The 20,017-nt window shown below is 41.9% G+C and carries 17 protein-coding genes and 1 rRNA gene; 1 reads left to right on the top strand and 17 read right to left on the bottom strand.

Annotation, left to right across the window (positions count from 1 at the left end):
• A 16S ribosomal RNA gene (locus tag EC604_RS17720) occupies positions 1-75 on the bottom strand; the annotation flags it as partial.
• 660 nt (positions 76-735) lie between these two features.
• Here EC604_RS17720 and EC604_RS17715 point away from each other — a divergent pair.
• A complete protein-coding gene (locus EC604_RS17715) occupies positions 736-2,118 on the top strand; it encodes a molybdopterin-dependent oxidoreductase (RefSeq protein ID WP_123065420.1) in 1,383 nt (460 codons plus the stop codon).
• Positions 2,119-2,261: 143 nt separating this feature from the next.
• On the opposite strand, the gene ligA is transcribed toward EC604_RS17715, so the two are convergent.
• From ligA to EC604_RS17635, 16 genes are all read right to left on the bottom strand, one after another.
• Positions 2,262-4,274 carry an NAD-dependent DNA ligase LigA gene (gene ligA, locus EC604_RS17710; RefSeq protein ID WP_123065419.1) on the bottom strand — a complete coding sequence of 671 codons (2,013 nt, stop codon included), beginning with the start codon at positions 4,272-4,274 and terminating at the stop codon, positions 2,262-2,264.
• 118 nt (positions 4,275-4,392) lie between these two features.
• Complete coding sequence (pcrA, locus tag EC604_RS17705; protein WP_123065418.1) at positions 4,393-6,762, bottom strand: DNA helicase PcrA; 2,370 nt, start codon at positions 6,760-6,762, stop codon at positions 4,393-4,395.
• 438 nt (positions 6,763-7,200) lie between these two features.
• Positions 7,201-7,905 carry a heptaprenylglyceryl phosphate synthase gene (locus EC604_RS17700; RefSeq protein WP_123065417.1) on the bottom strand — a complete coding sequence of 235 codons (705 nt, stop codon included), beginning with the start codon at positions 7,903-7,905 and terminating at the stop codon, positions 7,201-7,203.
• A 214-nt stretch (positions 7,906-8,119) separates the two neighbouring features.
• Positions 8,120-8,995 carry a phosphatidylinositol-specific phospholipase C/glycerophosphodiester phosphodiesterase family protein gene (locus EC604_RS17695; protein WP_123065416.1) on the bottom strand — a complete coding sequence of 292 codons (876 nt, stop codon included), beginning with the start codon at positions 8,993-8,995 and terminating at the stop codon, positions 8,120-8,122.
• Positions 8,996-9,267: 272 nt separating this feature from the next.
• A complete protein-coding gene (locus EC604_RS17690) occupies positions 9,268-10,668 on the bottom strand; it encodes an undecaprenyl-phosphate glucose phosphotransferase (protein WP_123065415.1) in 1,401 nt (466 codons plus the stop codon).
• Positions 10,665-11,654: a glycosyltransferase family 2 protein gene (locus EC604_RS17685; RefSeq protein WP_123065414.1), complete on the bottom strand. Its 990-nt coding sequence runs from the start codon at positions 11,652-11,654 to the stop codon at positions 10,665-10,667. The genes EC604_RS17690 and EC604_RS17685 overlap by 4 nt, the downstream gene beginning before the upstream one ends.
• A 94-nt stretch (positions 11,655-11,748) precedes the next feature.
• On the bottom strand, positions 11,749-12,690 hold the full coding sequence (locus EC604_RS17680; protein WP_123065413.1) for a glycosyltransferase family 2 protein: 942 nt from the start codon (positions 12,688-12,690) through the stop codon (positions 11,749-11,751).
• Positions 12,691-12,791: 101 nt separating this feature from the next.
• A complete protein-coding gene (gene rfbD, locus EC604_RS17675) occupies positions 12,792-13,652 on the bottom strand; it encodes a dTDP-4-dehydrorhamnose reductase (protein ID WP_123065412.1) in 861 nt (286 codons plus the stop codon).
• Complete coding sequence (gene rfbB / locus EC604_RS17670) at positions 13,649-14,674, bottom strand: dTDP-glucose 4,6-dehydratase (RefSeq protein ID WP_123065411.1); 1,026 nt, start codon at positions 14,672-14,674, stop codon at positions 13,649-13,651. The genes rfbD and rfbB overlap by 4 nt, the downstream gene beginning before the upstream one ends.
• A 28-nt stretch (positions 14,675-14,702) precedes the next feature.
• Positions 14,703-15,254, bottom strand: coding sequence for a dTDP-4-dehydrorhamnose 3,5-epimerase (gene rfbC / locus EC604_RS17665; RefSeq protein WP_123065410.1), 552 nt, complete (start codon positions 15,252-15,254; stop codon positions 14,703-14,705).
• Between the two features lie 19 nt (positions 15,255-15,273).
• A complete protein-coding gene (locus EC604_RS17660; protein WP_123065409.1) occupies positions 15,274-16,017 on the bottom strand; it encodes a sugar phosphate nucleotidyltransferase in 744 nt (247 codons plus the stop codon).
• A 27-nt stretch (positions 16,018-16,044) separates the two neighbouring features.
• Entirely contained in the window at positions 16,045-16,440 is a 396-nt protein-coding gene (locus EC604_RS31060; RefSeq protein ID WP_123065408.1) for a GtrA family protein, read from the bottom strand.
• Positions 16,424-16,783, bottom strand: coding sequence for a DUF2304 domain-containing protein (locus EC604_RS17650; RefSeq protein ID WP_123065407.1), 360 nt, complete (start codon positions 16,781-16,783; stop codon positions 16,424-16,426). The genes EC604_RS31060 and EC604_RS17650 overlap by 17 nt, the downstream gene beginning before the upstream one ends.
• A complete protein-coding gene (locus EC604_RS17645; protein ID WP_123065406.1) occupies positions 16,780-17,526 on the bottom strand; it encodes a glycosyltransferase family 2 protein in 747 nt (248 codons plus the stop codon). Before EC604_RS17645 ends, EC604_RS17650 begins: the two co-directional genes overlap by 4 nt.
• Positions 17,527-17,540: 14 nt before the next feature.
• Positions 17,541-18,470, bottom strand: coding sequence for an NAD-dependent epimerase/dehydratase family protein (locus tag EC604_RS17640; protein WP_123065405.1), 930 nt, complete (start codon positions 18,468-18,470; stop codon positions 17,541-17,543).
• A gap of 276 nt (positions 18,471-18,746) precedes the next feature.
• The gene (locus tag EC604_RS17635; RefSeq protein ID WP_123065404.1) at positions 18,747-20,015 is read right to left on the bottom strand and encodes a glycosyltransferase family 4 protein; all 1,269 of its coding nucleotides are present in this window, start codon (positions 20,013-20,015) and stop codon (positions 18,747-18,749) included.
• Positions 20,016-20,017 lie beyond the last annotated feature (2 nt).

Raw genomic sequence — 20,017 nt, 5'->3', positions numbered from 1 at the left:
TCAAGTCCGCTCGACTTGCATGTATTAGGCATGCCGCCAGCGTTCGTCCTGAGCCAGGATCAAACTCTCCAATAAAGATGAATTTCATCAGCGTCGTTAAACACTGTGAAACTCATCGGGGTATTGAAAAGAGCGATAAGCTCATTTTGAATCTGACGATTCATTGTAAATCAAAAGTTACTATCCATTTGTTCAGTTTTCAAGGAACTTGTTCACCTTATCTTGTGACAACTTACGTCAACCGGACAGGAAATTTATCATATCATGTCAACTTAATTTCTGTCAACAATCTTTTTCGTCACTCTTCAAAGCTACTCAATACCTTCCGTTTGAAGCGACAAGAAATAATATATCACGCTGTCATTCTTTTAGCAAGTGTTTTATTCAACTTTTTTCATATTCCAGTAAGAACGTTGTAAGTTGCTAGGAATGAAAGATTGAAATGGAGCGACATTTGGCTTTGCAAAGCAAAACAAAAGAAGAAACAGCTCGAACAAGAACGAATTTGAAGTAAGTGATCCAAAAACTTTATAATAAGGTATCTTTAATTAGAGGAAGTAGCCTAGGTTGATAAAAGTTCTAACTGTGCAACACCGGGATCACATTTTATAAACAACCTTCCTGCACTCGTTTTAGATCCGCTTTTGATTTTTTTGAAAATCGATCTATCATGATTCTACTTTTAGCCTACGATTTCGATTTCTAGTTCAAATCCATGACGCGAGGTGAAAACATTTGAAACAATGGTTAAAAGTGATGCGTAAAGGCTACGGCAAGAAGCTCGTTTCTATTCATGCCTGGAATGCCTGGATTGTTGTGGTTCTTGCCATTACGGGTCTCATATTAATTGGTGGCTTTTGGCGTGAAACTCTGGGTATCGGACGTGTTTGGTTAAAATGGTTACATATTGCCGTGGGCATTGCTATGCTTGCGCCTGTCGTGTATTACTTATTTTTGGCCGGCAAGCATTGGAAGCAACTTCGCAATAAGCCATGGCAAAAGGCAAATACCATCATCGTTCTTGCACTTCTGATTGGATGGCTATTATCTGGCATCGTCTTATGGCAGTTCAAGCTTGTGGGGCCACGATGGTCCAATGCCGCACTTCTGATTCACGATTTACTCACATGGGTTGGTTTACCTTATATTATCTATCACTCCATCACACGTACGCGCTGGTTAAAAGACTCTACACGCCGTACGATCCATAATGAACCATCCATACAGAAACCAAGTGTGGAAAAAGCCGAAAGTCCCTATTCCAAGGAAGAGGAATCAGACACGGATAACAGACCAGCAGCCTCATCTGTTCTCCATGCACACAAAGACTCTAATAGAAATAACGTCCCAAACATAGAGAAACCGCAACCTGTATACACCCGTCGAGCCTTCATCCGTTCTGCTGTGGGTATAGGACTCGCCGTTACTCTTGGACCTACATTTGTATCATGGGTAGGTAAAAACCTCAAGTTTGATAACAGCATAGACAGCATGCTTGAGACTGACCCCAATCGGATGGTTCCACTTCCGCAACCTTTATCTTCTTCATCTCCTCCAATTGGCGGGGGCGCCGAGGGACATTTTCGTGTATATACGGTAACCCCCATTCCATCATTCTCTAATGCAAACTGGTCATTTCGGGTAGATGGTCTTGTAGAACGTGCTCAGATCTGGAATTGGGAACAGTTCGTCAAGCTTGCACGCACCGTGCAAGTCAGTGATTTCCACTGCGTTACTGGCTGGTCCGTGTACAAGAATACATGGGAAGGCATTCCTCTGAAGCATGTTCTGGAGAATGCCGGTATAAAGCCTGGAGCGCACAGCGTCAAATTTTATTCCGGAGACGGGGTATATACCGATGCGATCACACTAGAGCAGGCACAAATGGATGATATTATGATTGCGGTCATGCATGACGGCAAACCTATCCCTGCGGATCTTGGTGGACCTGTACGACTCGTTATTCCGCAGATGTACGCCTACAAATCGGTCAAGTGGTTGAACCGTATTGAAGTCATCGACAGCGAGCATATCGGGTATTGGGAAGAACGGGGATACGACAAAGATGCATGGTTATCCGGTGCTTCTCAGCGTTTTCCAAATATAACGGGTTCATAACAGATCTCCAGCGTATACAAAAGAAGCCTCCTGACACGACATTTGCGTGTTTTTGGAGGCCTCTTTCTTTACAAGCTACTTGTATCAAGTACCTAATTAATGCCTATGACACGTGCTGACGCAAAACTGTAGATATTAACGTTCTACGGATTCAGCAGGCGTACCAATTCGTCCTCATCTTCAATAGTCGGAATACCGAGATCATGAGCTTTCGTTAATTTGCTGCCTGCCTTCTCTCCAGCTATGACAAGATCTGTTTTTTTCGATACACTCCCCGTGACCTTCGCACCAAGCGCTTCAAGTCTCTGCGTTGCTTCTTCACGCGTCAATTGATGCAGTGTTCCTGTAAGCACGACCGTTTTACCACTAAAGAAAGAATCCTCCACCACAACCGCTGGCGCTTCTGGTGCCTGTGCTTTCACACCCAAATTCAGCATTTTCTCAATAGCAGCCTGTGTGAACGGATCGGCAAAGAAATTCACGATGCTCTCCGCAACAATCCCACCTACATCGGGGAGTTCAACCAGTTCCTCCACAGTAGCATTCATGATGGCATGCAGATCACGGTAATGATCGGCGAGCATACGCGTGGTGGATTTTCCAGTGTTGGGGATACCCAAGGAATACAGGAAAGAAGCCAGGTCCCGATCTTTACTCTGCTCGAGCGCTGCGAGAAGGTTATTCGCTTTCTTTTCGCCAAATCGCTCCAGCTTCACGAGATCATCGAACTGCAATGTATATAGATCAGCTGGTTCACGCACGTTCAATTCATCATATAGCTGAATCGCTGTTTTCTCACTGAAGGTCTCAATGTCCATCGCGTCTCTGGAGGCAAAATGCGAGATACGAGCAACCGTCTGCGGTTTGCATGCCAGCTTGTTATTACAGAACAAGTGCGCTCCGCGTTGCTCTAACGGGAATCCACATGCCGGGCATTGCTCTGGATAGATGATCTCTTCTCCGTCATTCTCCTCAGTCACTTTGCCGAGAATCTCAGGAATAACATCATTGGAACGACGAATAAAGACACGTGAACCCAGCGCAAATTTCAGATTTTTACGTTCAATATCACCCACATTGTTCAGCGTGCAGTTCTGCACGGTCACTCCAGCGAGTTCAACGGCTTCTACCCGCGCCAGCGGCGTCACTTTACCCGTCCTGCCAACATTCCACACGACTTCGTTCAGTACGGTTGTTGTCTCTTCCGCTTCGAACTTATAGGCAACTGCCCAGCGCGGGAACTTATCCGTGTAGCCTAACACTTCACGAGTTCGCATGTCCGTGAGCTTAATGACCGCTCCATCAATCAGGTAATCCAGTTGCCCCCGATTTTCCTGAATTGCTTCGAGTTGCTCCATAACGTCATCAAATTCTTGGAAATAGGTGAGTGAAGGATTAACTTTAAAACGGTTCTCACGCAAGAAGTCCATCATTTCCTGATGGTTGGCAAACTGGATATCATCCGAGTATCCAATGTTATAAAAATAAGCATTCAACCGACGCTCAGCTGTCGTTTTCGGATTCAGGTTACGCAGCGCTCCTGCGGCTGCATTCCGTGCATTTTTGAGCGGCTCGGCAGCCGTTTCATTATATCGGTTCAGTACAGAAAGGTTCATAATGCCCTCGCCCTGCACTTCAATCGTACCTCCGGTATAAGGAATTTTAAGCGGAACAGATTTGATGGTTTTCACTTGTGCCAAAATACCTTCGCCCACCGTTCCGTTTCCGCGCGTAGAAGCCTGCACCAACTCACCGTTGGTATAGGTCAGGTTCAAGGTCAGTCCATCAAACTTCAGCTCAATGACATAACCCGGTTCAGGCAACGGATTATTCGGGTTTTTGCTGTTATAGTCATTCACCAGCTTTAATACACGTGTATTCCAATTGCGAAGCTGTTCAATGTTCTGCGCTTTGTCCAAACTCCATAATGGGGATAAATGACGATGCGGGGTGAATCCCTTGAGCAGTTCGCCCCCTACACGTTGTGTGGGAGAATCCGGCAACACCATACCGCTCTCCTGCTCCAGCGTAACCAGTTCATCGTATAGAAGGTCATACTCCTTATCACTGATCTGCGGCTGATCCATCGTGTAGTACTGATAGTTGTGCTGGTTCAGCTCGGTAACGAGTTGCTCCATCCGGTGCATCGGGTCCATATTGGGCCATCCCTCCGTATATTTAATATATGTAGAACGAACATGCCTATTGTAATCGAGAGACATGGCAGAATCGATGTTCATGTCAGTCCAGTATCATACAATAGGCCGTTTATTCTTATTCCACTTTGGTAATCGGGGCAAATCCAGCGAGTAGACGTTTCACTCCGACTGGAGCCGGGAATGCAATCTGCAGTTCGGTATCATTACCACTGCCTTTTACTGCAACGATGGTACCTGTCCCCCATTTGCCGTGTTGCACTTTGTCGCCTGCCTTAAATCCTGCCGCACTTTCGGATGAGGCCGATTTTGAAGCCGATGTTGGTGCCGCAAAGGTTGGACGGGATGTACTCGTAGTTACCCGGGACGTTGGCCCAGATGAAGCTGTTGCGGATGAACCACTTCGGCTTTGTTGCTCAAACAGCTTGGACGCACTTGCAGCGCCGCCGAAATTGCTTCCACCACTGGAGCCTAAACCACGTCCTCCATATGAACCTCCGCCTGTGCTGGTTCCTCGGCGGTAACGGTCGCGTGCAATGGAAGTATCCTCCTTCAGCTCATCCGGGATTTCATCCAGGAAACGGGATGGCGGATTGGCCGTTGTACGCCCAAACAAGGTCCGCATCTGCGCACACGAGAGAAATAACTGCTCCTCAGCCCGTGTAATCCCCACGTAAGCCAGACGACGTTCCTCCTCCAGCTCTTCATTATCCATAAAAGCACGGCTGTGAGGGAAGACCCCTTCCTCCATACCTACGATAAAGACAACAGGGAACTCCAGACCTTTGGCACTGTGCATCGTCATCAACGTGACCGCATCGCTCTGATCCTCTTCGTCATCGTTCATGCTGTCGATGTCTGCAATGAGTGCCAGATCGGTGAGAAACGAAACAAGCGTTTTGTCTTCATTATTTTTCTCAAACTCCATCGTTACCGACAGGAACTCTTCAATATTCTCCAGTCTTGCGCGAGATTCAATGGTGTTTTCCTTCTGCATCTCGTCACGATACTGGCTCATCTCCAGAATCTTCTCGGTCAGTTCAGTCACGGACAGATATTCAACCATCTGGTGCAGAGCTGCGATCATATCATAGAACTCCACCAGTGCATTACGCGTGCGACCAGCGAAACCGAGATCATCAACCACTTGCAGTACACGGAAAATGGAAACCCCGCGTTCTCCAGCCGCTGCAGCCAGCTTAGCTACTGTCGTATCTCCGATGCTGCGCTTCGGCACATTAATAATCCGGGTCAAACTGATATCATCATCCGGGTTGGACAACAGACGCAGATAAGCCAAAATATCCTTGATCTCTTTCCGATCATAGAACTTGATGCCGCCGACAATCTGATACGGAATATCAGACTTGATCAAAATTTCCTCGATAACCCGGGACTGAGCATTGGTACGATACAGAATCGCATGTTGCTGATAGGATTTGCCGTTCTTCACATTTTTACTAATCTCGGAGGTTACAAAATACCCCTCATCATGCTCGGAATCGGCACGATACACCTTGATCTTTGATCCGCCTTCTTTGTCCGTCCACAGCTTCTTCGGCTTGCGGCCCGTATTCAGGCCGATGACTTCATTCGCTGCATTCAGGATGTTGGAAGTAGAACGATAATTCTGCTCGAGCAGGATCGTCTGCGCTTCCGGGTAATCTTTTTCAAAGTTAAGGATGTTGGTAATATCCGCCCCACGCCAGCGATAGATCGACTGGTCACTATCCCCTACGACGCAGATACGGTGGTGGCTGTCAGCCAGCATACGGCACAACATGTACTGTGCACGGTTCGTATCCTGATACTCATCGACATGAATGTATTGGAATTTCTTTTGGTAAAAATCAAGCACTTCCGGCACTTCTTTGAACAGTTGAATCGTGGCCATAATCAGATCGTCGAAGTCGAGTGAGTTGTTGGCTCTGAGACGTTTCTGATACATCGTATATACCTTCGCTACAATGCCTTCAAAATAATCGCCCGCCTGTTTCTCGTATTGCTCCGGACTAATCAGTTCATTTTTGGCCGTGCTCATCATCGCCTGAACAGCTTTGGGTTCGAACTTTTTCGTATCGATGTTCTGATCTTTCATACAGCTACGAATAACGGATAACTGGTCGGATGAATCCAAAATACTAAAGTTGGATGTAAAACCGATCCGTTCAATGTCACGGCGCAAGATGCGCACACACATGGAGTGAAACGTGGATACCCAAATATCGCGGCCCTGAGATCCGCCTACCAGTTGGGATACCCGATCCTGCATCTCCCGAGCAGCTTTATTCGTAAACGTAATCGCCAAAATTCCCCACGGGGGTGCTTTCCGTGTTGCGATCAGATAGGCAATCCGGTGTGTCAGCACCCGGGTTTTGCCCGAGCCCGCGCCAGCCATAATAAGCAGCGGTCCATCCGTTGCCTCAACAGCTTGCCGCTGAGGAGTGTTCAGCCGTGCTACGGCGTCATGTATATTTACAGGTTGCATGCATGCATGCTCCTTTCGTTAGTTGGTCATATAAGAGTACTATGGGTTACACAGGTCACTCCGAGTGCAGTAGCATCTTCCGATCGTCGTTATCCCCAGATTTTTTGATCCCCTTTGACAAAGGGAAAATCCGGTGATAAATACGAACACTTCGTTTCTCCAGATCGCTTCCGCACTCTCCGTTCATGTGTAAACGTAGTCGCCTTATACTTTGTGGGTAGGTAAGAATATCTAGAAAACTGTAATGAATCTTCAGTTTTATAAAGATTTCACTTCTTCAGATTACTCCGTATCTTCCGTTTCTGTGTATACATAGATCATTAAGAGATATTAGGCACCTGAAAGCATTATTACTTGAATGAAATTAAATCAATAAAAGCCAAAGTTCTATTTTAACAGATTCTACGGGGAATATGGGAGAATGGTAAACTAAACCGGTCAGGTGTCACTTCGATCGCCTTTCACAGCTTGTACCGTTTCCAATGCTTGACTCAAATGGCTGTACACAATATTACCAACAACAATGGTATCCGCAACTTGGGCAGCTTGTCCTGCTTTCTCTGCTGTATCGATTCCACCGCCATAAATGAGATGCGATCGCTCCAATTGTCTATGTGTCTCGCCAACCAGCTCCATATCCCCGAAAGTTCCGCTGTACTCCATATATATAATGGGCAGGTTCAGTAACCGTTCTCCAGCTTGAGCGTAAGCAACCGCAGCCTCTGTCGTCAGTTCCGTATCTGCTCCGGTTAACCTCGCCACAGTCGAGTCCGCATGAAGCACAATATACCCCTCGGTAATCAGCAAATCCCAAGGGATCAAATAGCCATAACGCTCGATAGCCTGCTGGTGCTGTCCAATCATCCATCTGCTGTCCGCTGTGTTCAGCACCATCGGGATCAGATACCCGTCAAACCCAGGCACAACTGCCTCCAGATCGGATACTTCCAACACACACGGCAGTTCATAGCGACGCACCCGGGACATCAGATCTACCGTATTATCATACGTAATACCTGATGATCCACCCACGATAATCGCATCCGTTCCAGACATGCATACCTGATCCAATGCCTCATCGGTAATTTCCCTGTCGGGGTCGAGCTTAAATACGTGTCTCCACTGCTTAATCATGTCTATCAACGAACATTCCTCCAGAGGTTCTTCTGCATCCTAAAAAGCTTGTAAACTAAGTCTAAGTCAGCAGACAGTAGGTGTCAATGTTCGTATAAAAGGCGAACAGAAAAAACACAGACTTTTTTGCTGTATCCATCCCTAAAAAGTCTATGTCTTAAAATTTGATTCTCTTACAAATGTTTTTTAGCATATATTGAGTCTCTTCTGGGTTTTGAATGATTTAAGGTTTCCAAGCAAACCTTGTATTCATATCTTCCATTTCCTGCTCTGTCAGGACATCGGAGTACACCCCATACACACCCCATTTTTCATAATTGACCGCCTGCTGGGTATCATTAATGGTATGCACATAGGTGACTGCCCCAGCCTTCTTCAGCTTAGCGACAAAGTTCTGGTTTACTTTATATTCCGGCATCGTTACAGCATCAATATCGTTATTTTGCACAAAATCAACAACTTGGCTCTCTGTATCTTGTGTAGCGTATAACGTGTAGATAATGGACGGGAAGTTGTAAACCTCCTTTACTTTTTCAAGCATAGGTTCATTATAAATCTGTACCACCACTCGACTTAGAGCTGATGAATCATGTTTCTTCGCTGCATTAACCAATGATCGAAGCACTTGCTGGATATCTTCGTCCTTCTGCTCTTTGGTATCCGTTACAATATACATATCCGGGTACTTGGATAACACTTTCATAATTCCATCGGCATCCATTGGCTGGTACATGCCAAGAATCGGTGTGTTCATGAATTCATCGTGTGTAAGCGCCCCGGCCTGCTTATGCTCTGGCAACTCTTCATCCTGTCCCAGCATTTTGCTCATATTAGCCGTCCACTCATGTCTGGCTACAGCTACGCGATCCGAAGTGAGCATGAAATCTATTTCGAATACCCGTGTACCTTTTTCATAATTGGCAATCATCGCTTCATACGCGTTGGTGTAAGGCTGTTCCCGAATACTGCCCATCGCATGGGCGATTAATCGGTAGTTTGCAAATCCATCACGTTGCTCCTCACTTTGACTGTCATGTGCCCAAAAGAGTGTACCTACGGTAACGAGCAACAGTGTCAAAACGGCGGCAATACGTTTCATATCATTTACACATCCTTTGCAGACGTATTAGTCAAAGTAGTTTACAAGTATCACAAATTAATTATTGCTGTTCACTTACTATTAACGACGGTACATGTTGTGTAACATTACTTTTTGGTAACTAACTACCCGAATCAAGCAGGGGCAAAACAAAAAAGCCGCCCTAGGGCGACTTTCAATGGTGTGAGACAAGGATCAGATAAGGGAAGCCAGAGAGATCATTCAATTCATCTGTCGTTATCTGGTGCCCCTTCTCATATCTACATGAAAACTCAATATGCATTTTTCAAACCATTGCGAATGGTTTCCCATATAATTTTAATATCAAATAATAAAGACCAGTTCTCAATATAAAAAATATCCTGTTCAATCCGATCCTCAATAGAGGTATCCCCTCGTAATCCCTTACTCTGCGCTAATCCCGTAATGCCTGGGCGAACATGATGTTTAATCATATACTTAGGAATTTCATCCCGAAACTGATTGACATAATACGGTCGCTCCGGTCTCGGACCCACCACGCTCATATGTCCTAACAACACATTGAAAAATTGAGGCAACTCATCTAAACTCGTACGCCTTATAAACGTTCCAAAGGCGGTACGACGTGGATCATTTTGAGTTGACCATCCTGTGTCTTCCAAACCTTCAGGCATCGCCTTCATAGAACGGAACTTATACATCATGAAGTTACGTCTGTTAAGTCCAACACGCTCCTGTTTAAAGATAACCGGCCCTGCCGAGGTCAAACGCACCCCCAACGCTACAATGAGCATAATAGGAGATGTGAAGATGATTGCCGCGAGCGAAAACACAATATCAAACGTACGTTTCATAAGACGATTAATGGTAATATCGAGCGGAATGTCACGCACATTAATCATCGGCATACCTGCAAAGTTATCAAAGTGAGGGCGTGCCGGTAGATAATCAAAGAAATCCGGAATAATTAGTGTGCGCACTCCAGCCTTCTCACACACATTGATAATATGCGAATATTTATCATGTGCATCCAGCGGCAAAGCCAGAATTACCTCATCTACATAGTGTGTAGACAAAAATTCTTCAAGTTCGTCGATTTTCCCTAGAATCGGGCTGTATCTCTTCTGTTCCACTTGATTCCAATGTCGGTAATCATCCAGAAAGCCCGTAACTTCATACCCGAGTTCAGGATAACTTTTGAGATTGTCATAGAAACGTTTCCCAAGTGAACCTGCTCCAAGGATCAGCACAAACTGACGGTTGAAGCCTTTTTTGCGCAAATGTTTTAATTGTAACTTCACCATGTAACGATAAATCAATGTGAAGGACACATTACCGATTATATACATCGCGAGATATGCGCGCGAGATATTTACTTCTTTGAAAAAGAACATTAGACTGAGCAACATGAAGAAGGCTATACCGTGAGATTGGACAATTTTCCAAAGTTCATCAACAAAGCGCTTTTTGCGTTTAGGTACATAAAGTGAAGATAACAAACCTGCCAATATAGCAAGTACCGCGTATACTAGGCTCCACATCAAGTACTTTTCTATAGGTAGCGGGTTCTGATTTATCAAGAGATCACTTTCAAATTTCAACCACCACGCCAGCAAAAATGAAAGCTGAATAACGCCAAAGTCAGATGCGATATACAATTGAGTTAAAAACCGTTGATTACGCCGAATCATGATTTCACCTCGGATGATACTTCGTTTTCCGTTCTCGTCGGTGTAACAGTTCTCTTCGAACGAGAAGGCAGAGATACCCAGTTACGCAGGAGGGATAACGTAAACTTTAAAGAAATGCCCATCCATACGGCTCCGTTCATCAGTGGATTATATTTCTTAGCGTAGTGCTTGCGGTGAAACACCCACATTGCTCTATGAAACTCATACGTAATTTTCAAAGGTTTGCGACGGGCACTACCACCCTTATAATGCACAATATATGTACGCGGATAGTAATAAATGCCCCACCCTGCCTCTTTAATACGATAACACCAGTCGATATCTTCACCATACATAAAAAACGTCTCGTCCAATCCACCAATCTGCTCAATGGTCTCACGACGTACCAACATAAATGCACCAACCAGACAATCTACTGGATATTCATCGTCTGGACTAAGATGCCCCAATTGATATTGATTAAACTTCGGCCGATCCGGAAAAAGCCGTGAAAGCCCAAACGCGTAGTAGAATGACGCAGATGGTGTGGGAAATCCTCTTTTGCAGGCTTTATCCAGTGAGCCGTCCGGAAGAATGACTTTACAACCGGAGGCCCCCATTTTGGGATGGCGATCCATAAAATAGACCATCGTATGGAGCGTATCTGGCTGAACGACCGTGTCAGAATTTAGGAGCAGAATGTAGCGTCCGCTGGCAACTTCCATTGCTTGATTGTTGGCTACAGCAAAGCCTGTGTTGGCAGAGTTAGCGATCATCCGCACATTCGGATAAGCATGTTGAATAGCCCCAACCGAATCGTCTCGCGAAGCATTATCTACGACAATAATCTCATATTGGTAAGAGGTCTGAGACGCATAAACTGAGGCCAAACAATCCAGGGTCAGTTGGCGTGTATTGTAGTTAACGATGATGATGCTAACGTCAACCTTATCATTTTTATTTATATGTGATACTTCGTTTGGTGAAGCATCAGTTGTATGAATCATTTTGAAAACTCCTGACTTCGTCTCATGTTTAACTATTGAAAGTATAGCATATGTTGGCATCAGAAGGGACTTAAAGTAGATTCAAGTTGCAACTTCAAACCTTCTTCATTACATATATGAGTTTGAGAACAAGGTTGTCCAGAGAGGCTTGACGGTAGAATGGCATATTCAGGACATACTTTATCCGATTAATAAAGCTATCTTCTAATCCATTCAAAAAATGTTTAATGTCTTTTGATTGAGTTGAAGTTAGATACCGTCCATATATGTCATCAAATAACCTTGCTTGCTCACTTAATTTGAGGCTTCCTACATTTATAAATCGATCAAATCTTCTTTTCCATTTTGTACTCCATCCTTCATTGCTACCTCCCATAACGTTCTCCTGATGCTGCCGATACAGAATGGAAGGCTCTTCATCAAAGATCACCTCTCCAAAAGTACTAACGTAAAGGTAAATCCAACGATCATGCATAAGGATACTTGTGAGATCAGAGGGTAAATTAGCCATGAGATGCTCAAATGCTACTGGATTCAGAACCATGGTACAACCCACACAACAATTTTCAACCAACGCGTTATACATACTGAGTGGTTTAGGGGGAAGCTTAGGCCATATGTTCAAATGGTTCAATTCCTGATCTACCATTTGAGTAGAAGAACAATACATCAGCGGAATATCAGATGACCTTGATTGAAGTTGTTCCACAGCCCTGCTGAGTTTGTAAGGCTGCCACACATCGTCCTGATCACAAAAGGCGTAAAAATCATATTTCGGCTGCGTTAAACACATCAGTTCAAAGAAGCTTCCGATTACACCTACATTCTCACCTTCAAAAATATGGATTCCGATCTCCTGGGGAATAGATCCAGCAAATTTACGGATTTTCAGGAGAGTTCCATCGGAAGAGCCATCATCCCGGATGTAAATATCCATCTCGATGTGGCGTTGTGCGATCAAACTTTCAAGTTGTTCCTCAATATACTTTGCACCGTTATATGTAGAAAGCATGACACATACTTTAGATTGGTTCACTCTGCACCTCAAATTTAAACTTTTCTTTTTATTATATACGAAAACTCCCGCCCGGAAATACAAGAGCGAGAGTTCATTATTGAGTACTAGATTTGTTTTGGTTATGACATAGAACGGATAAAATCACGTAAACCTTCCCGCCAAGGGCGGAGATCTGTCAAACCGTTAGTACGAATCGACAAGTGATCCATTACTGAATTAACAGGTCTAGGAGCCGGCCTTGGAAACTGCTCTGTTGTGCAAGGTTCCAATTCAGCTTGAATGGAAACCCCGACAACAGTTTGAGCTTCCTCAAATATAGCTTGGGTAAACTCATACCAGGTACAATCTCCACGATTAGAAGCATGATATATCCCATACATCTCTGTTCCCATTAGTTCGATAAGGAACAAAGCCAAGTCCACAGTATATGTGGGCGACCCTTTTTGATCATGAACAACCTGAAGTTTCGGTTTCTCCTGACCCAGCTTCAACATGGTTTTGACGAAATTATTACCGTGAAGGCCATACACCCAAGAGGTTCGTACTACAAACCATTTAGAGCACAATGATTGTACCAGCCACTCTCCGGCTCGTTTGGATTTGCCATACACACTTTGAGGATTTGTATCATCGTATTCCTGATAAGGAGTAGTCGATTGACCATCGAAGACGTAATCTGTACTGATGTAAATCAGCTTGGCTCCGACTTTCTCTGCAGCTACAGCCACGTTACGTGTGCCTACTGCATTCACCTTGTATGCACCATCCGTATCGGTCTCTGCTGCATCCACCGCAGTATACGCTGCACAATGTATAATGACCTCTGGATGATATGAAGATATAACCTCGTTACATTGAGCTTGATTGGTGATATCCATCTGATCCCGGTCACAAGCGAGAACGTCATGCCCCTCTTTTTCTAAAAGAAGCACAACATCCTTTCCAAGCTGGCCGCTTGCACCCGTTACGAGAACCTTCATGCCTTATCGTCTCCCAAACGAGCTCCATACTGCTTCTCATAGTACTCCTGATAAGCACCAGATTGAATACGTGTCCACCAATCCTTGTTATCCAAATACCACTGAATTGTTTCCTTAATTCCTGTCTCGAAGTTATGCTTAGGCTTCCAGCCAAGTTCGGTCATCGTTTTGGTTGGATCGATGCCATAACGCCGGTCATGTCCCAGACGATCCTGTACATATTGGATTAAAGACTCAGGTTTTCCTAACTGCTCCAAGATGGTCTTCACAATGTGTATGTTCGTCCGCTCGTTGTTACCGCCGATATTATAGACTTCACCGTTACGTCCCTTGTGAATAACAAGATCAATCGCACTGCAATGATCCTCTACATAAAGCCAATCCCGAATGTTCAAGCCATCTCCGTATACAGGTAGAGCTTCATCATTCAATGCCCGTGAGATCATAAGCGGAATGAGCTTCTCCGGGAACTGAAGCGGGCCATAATTGTTAGAGCAACGCGTAATGTTTACAGGCAAACCAAAGGTTTCGTGGTAAGCACGCACCAGCATATCTCCTCCTGCTTTGGAAGCAGAGTAAGGGCTGTTAGGTTGAAGAGGAGTATCCTCTGTAAACAAACCGGTTGGACCTAAAGATCCATACACCTCATCCGTCGATACTTGAACGAATTTGGTGATATTGTGTTTTTTAGCCGCTTCAAGCAGTGCCTGGGTTCCATTCACATTCGTACGTACAAAAACGTCCGGCTCCATGATGCTGCGATCCACGTGTGATTCTGCTGCGAAACTAACGACTACATCTACACCCTGGCCTATCAAACGATCCATCTGGGCAGCATCCGTAATATCTGCTTTGATAAAGGTATGTCGTTTGTTACCCTCAAGAGATTTTAAATTCTCTAAATTACCCGCATAGGTAAGTGCATCTACATTGACGATTTCATAGTCCGGGTACTGCTCAAGCATATACATAACAAAATTACTTCCAATAAATCCGGCGCCGCCGGTAACGAGCAGTTTCATGGGATGGGAACCTCCTAATTACTTCACTTCAAAAATTAAAATTGATCTCCGCGTCCTTCAGCAATGGATGCCTCTGATCCTTATCGGACAAGACAGGATTGGACGTAGGCCAATCAATTCCAAGTGCCGGATCACTCCATAATATGCCGCGATCATGCTCCGGGGAATAGTATTCGTCTACTTTGTACAAGACTTGGGTGTCTGGAACCAAAGTACAAAAACCGTGAGCAAACCCTTTTGGAACCAACAATTGACGATGATTATGCTCGCTGAGAATAAAACCTTCCCATTGACCAAACGTTGGGGACCCTTTACGAATATCTACGATAACATCGTAGATCGCGCCGGAAAGGACACGGATTAACTTGGTTTGAGCTTTCGGATTAAGCTGGTAATGTAGTCCACGAAGTACCCCGGGTTGAGCAGACAAAGATTGGTTATCTTGAATAAAGTCATAGTGAATCCCATTTTGTTTCATGACGTTATCGTTATAACTTTCCATGAAAAAGCCACGGTGATCACCGTGAACTACCGGTTCTAGTAACACAGCAGCCTGCAATTTGGCGGAAGTCACTTTCATTATTTGAACTCCCCTTTTACTATAATTTTAGCTTTCCAAACTCTTCTTCAAAAATAATATTATGCGCTAACTCATTTGCTTTAGCTAGAGAAGTATGCGTCCCAGCATCGGTCCACCAGCCCTCCAATATATCGAAGGTCAATTGTCCCTTTTGGATATATACATTATTGACGTCTGTTATCTCGAGCTCTCCACGTGCGGATGGTTCCAACGATTTTATAATATTGAAAACCTGACTATCGAACATATATATGCCGGTTACAGCATAGTTGCTTTTAGGTTGTTGCGGTTTTTCTTCGATCGATTTAATACGCGAACCTTCAATCTCAGGAACTCCAAATCGTTGGGGATCAGCAACACTTTGAATCAGAATTTTAGCCCCTATACCTTGATTACGAAAATTTTCAACATATGGGGTAACATTATCGGAAAACACATTATCCCCTAAAATTACCATCATTTGATCATCACCTACAAAATGCTCGGCAAGATCAAGAGCTTGAGCAATTCCACCAGCTTCATCCTGTACTTTATATGTGAAATTAACTCCCATTTCTCTACCACTTCCTAAGAGACTAACTACATCGCCCATGTGTTCTTTGCCTGTGACAATTAAAATGTCATGGATTTTAACTTCTTTTAGCTTATGCACTGCGTGAAAGATCATGGGATATTTACCTACAGGTAAAAGATGCTTATTAGTGACCTTTGTTAAAGGATACAAACGGGAGCCCGTTCCTCCTGCAAGAATTATACCTTTCATAAAAAAACCCCCTCACTAGTTAGCTGACTATGTTGATTTAAAAGTCCAGTATTTATTTGAAACAAAATTAAAAAATGGTACTATTATAATTGCTATAAATTGACCAATCATGTATTGACCACCAATATAATACTGAAAAATAAAAAGTATTGTTAAATTAATTAACAAACCAGCCAAAGAAACATAAGAATAACGAATAAATGAAGATTTCACATTCCTTGTATTAAAAGTAAACTTAATGTTGAGAAAATAAGAGACTATTAATGACAACGTGAATCCAATCGCAGATGATACTAGAGGGTTATAATGATAGAATTCAACCAGAAGCAGCAAGCTTCCGGTGTGTATAATTGTCCCCAAAACTCCTATAAGACCAAAACTGAAAATCTGGACAACCAAGTTTTTATCAATTTTTATCTTCATTATTTTCACAATACTTCCTAACTTTACTTTCTAATAAAGCGTTTCTCTGAACTAATTCTTTTAGAGTTGAATGCATAACATTAATCTGTTGACTTTGTCTAAGTAACAAAAACAAAATAAAAATCATAGATATTAAAAATAATAGAGAGGGAGGATAACTAATCCCTATTATTCGAGAAAAATAATCAACTATACTTGGGAATAAAGAAAGAGTCAAGAGGAATAATGAACCCACCATCCATAGCATACTTTCTTTTTCAGAAAACAAGTTTTTCTTAACACGAATGTATACATAAATAACCAGTAAAAGTCCTAAACTTAGAAAAAATATTTTTGCAATCATCTTACAGACTCCTTAAATTTATTATTATCTTTTGAAAGTCTTTGAGATTTCAGCAAAACAAACACAATCGCATAAAACATCTTAATCATATATTTAACGGGCTTAATGATACCACTATGCATACTTTCTCCAAATTCTCTATTCCTCATCCTAACTTGATATTCGGAAACTCTAAAGCCTCTTAATAACATATCAATAATCAAATTTGCATCGGGATATTCAGGATAATTGTTCATTAATGCATAATTTTGAAAAACAGACTTTCTTAAAACCTGAAACCCGGAAGTAGGATCGGTAATATCAACTTTGCAAACACTTCTTATAATTACTTTGAAAAAATTTGTGCCCATTTTCCTAAAAAAACTATGATTATAATCGTTTTCCTTCTTGAATCTTGATCCAATCACAATATCTGCATTTTCTTCAATTAATACATTAATAAGCGCTTTTGCCTCAGATGCTATGTGCTGCCCATCTCCATCAAATTGAATAACAATGTCGTAGCTGTTCTCTACGGCAAATTTAAATCCAGTCTGTAATGCACCAGAATATCCCAAGTTAACTGGAAGCGAAATAAGATTTACTCCCTTAACATTTTGGACTACTTCACGTGTCCTGTCTTTGGAACAATCATCAATAACCAGTATATCCGCACCAACTAAGTCTTCTTTTACTTCCTGAAGCACTTTAAGGATATTCTTTTCTTCATTATAAGCTGGTATTATAATTAATGTTTTAGTCATGGTTTTACCGCCTTCTAACTCACTATTTTGGCAATTTCGAAATTGCTATACGTTAGTCTCAGTCCCTCGTCTATTGTAGAACTTGGTTTCCAATTTAGATCTTCTAAAACCTTAGAATTATCCATATAACTGTGAGTAATATCTCCCATACGAGAATCGCAGTATACTGGTTCTAATGAAGAGTCCGCGATGCTTGCTAATTTATAGTACAAATCATTTATTGAAATAGGTGTATTTGTGCTAATATTGAAAATTTGGTTATTCCCCTTTGTCATAACTTGCATGTTAGCATCTACAACATCTTTAACATATATAAAATCTCTGGTTTGACTACCATCACCAAATATTTTAGAAGGAATTCCTCTGAGGAAGTTATCAATAAATATTGAAACCACCCCCCCTTCACCATGGGTAACTTGTCGTTCACCATAAACATTAGAATATCTGAGTATTGAGTAATCAAGATCACAAGAATCAGAAAACATTTTTATATAATATTCTGGAGTAAATTTGGAAATCCCATAGAAGGAAATAGGTATACTTGGGGAAACTTCTTTTATTGGAAGATCATAATTTTCGCCATATATAGCAGCAGAAGAAGAATATATTATTTTTGTTACACCAGAATTTTTACATGCTTGAAGAACATTTATAGAGCCTAATATATTTATTTCAGCATCCAAGTATGGATTATTAAGTGAAGTTTGTACATCGATTTGTGCAGCTAAATGGTATACAACTTCTGGTCTAAAGTTCATAAATACTTTTTCTAGATTTTTATCCCTTATATCAATTTTCATCAATTCGGCACTTTTATTCAAATTTTCTTCACTCTCAGGATAGAATAACGCATCTATTACTAGAACATCATGGTTCTCACTAATTAATCTGTCTACCAAATGCGATCCGATGAATCCACATCCTCCAGTAACGATAATTCTCAAAGTATTTCCTCCTTTAGATATGATTCATCAAACATTTGCGAACTCAGAAGTCAATTCTTAAAAGGTATAGTCAACTATATTTTGAAATGCAGTGTGGCATATATTCTAGTAAAGCGCATGATTATGGGTTTAAATTTACACCAACTTAATTTTCAAAAAATTATAATTCCCAATTGTTAATTCCTTCTAATGCGTCATATATAATAAAAATGGCGTAATTTTGAATAGCCCATCGGAAAAATATTACAAATAATTATTGCTATTCAAATGAGAAGATCACAATTTATTAAGATATCTTTCTTGGAGTCTTATAATAACATACATAACTCTCCAAACCATAAACTTCACTTCACTAATGATGTTAAATCGTTGTGATCTTCTAACTGGAGCGTCACAAAACTTAATTAAATTAGACACTGCCGAGGACCATGTAAAAACTTCAAGATTCTCTTCTGGATAGACTCTCTGTTTCCCTATGTTAATCATTTCAATAATTCTTTTAGATATCTCATCTATATTCTTTTCAGATACAACTGATCCTAGATTATATTTTTTTATAGTTTCTGCAAAGACATCGCCTTCGGAAGCAAGAATTGGGAGCTCGCACCACACATAATCAAGCAATCTAGTTCTATAAGAAAACCTAGTTTCCAAATGATTCTCGTGAAGAGAGACCCCAATGTCCGCTTCGAGGAGATAGTCACTCCGCTGATCGTAATCAACCCAATCATTGAAATAAACAGTATCTTCTAAATTTAAATCTTTTGTAAGGTTTATCAATTGGCTCAACTTTCTTGGTGTTCCTCCACTCGGAGGTTTAACCCCCATAAAGAAGCACTTAATATCATTACGACTACGCTTTACTCTAGCCATAGCTTGAATTAAAGATTCGGGATCTAACCAGTCCCAAATTCCTCCCCCCCACAGAACAACTTTATCGTTTTCACTTATAATTGGACATTTCCCTTTGATCACTTTATGCTGAGTTTTTCTCGGTTTCTCATTAGGTATCCCAAATGGAACAGTTCCTATTAATTCTTTAATGTCTTTGTTGATACTTGCATATAATTTAGGAGTAAGTCGTTTAGCAGAAATCATACCTAACCAATAATCCTTTTGTTTCTCGGAAGCACAATAAAAAAAGTCGCCTCTTTGAATCTGCTCTTCAATAACTGCCATAGTTGTTTTATATTTCAGATTCGCTATATATCCATGCTTTTCAAAACTTTCAAGGTTCTCTAGATTAAATGGATCATACAGGTCAATTGCAACTGCTTTGTTAAAATATTTAATGAAAGGATATTTCCAAATGGAAAGCCCTTGTAATAAAACGACATCACACTTCAACAAACTGTTCCACAAATTTATTCCTGTTAGTTTTTTCACAACAAAGCCCTCACCCTGTATGAAATCACTATTTGGAACTAACACTGTTACTCTTCTTTTTTCATGTGAAAGGTTTTTAGCTATCTCCCAATACCTAATTGCTGGACCAGACATTTTGTTTTTTATTGGAGAAGGAGAAATTATTAGAATATCTTTCATAT

The organism is Paenibacillus amylolyticus, assembly GCF_003719335.1.
In the GTDB taxonomy this organism is placed as follows: Bacteria; Bacillota; Bacilli; order Paenibacillales; family Paenibacillaceae; genus Paenibacillus; species Paenibacillus amylolyticus_D.
Note: the sequence above shows the minus strand (reverse complement) of the source record. Positions and strands in the feature narration are given on the sequence as shown.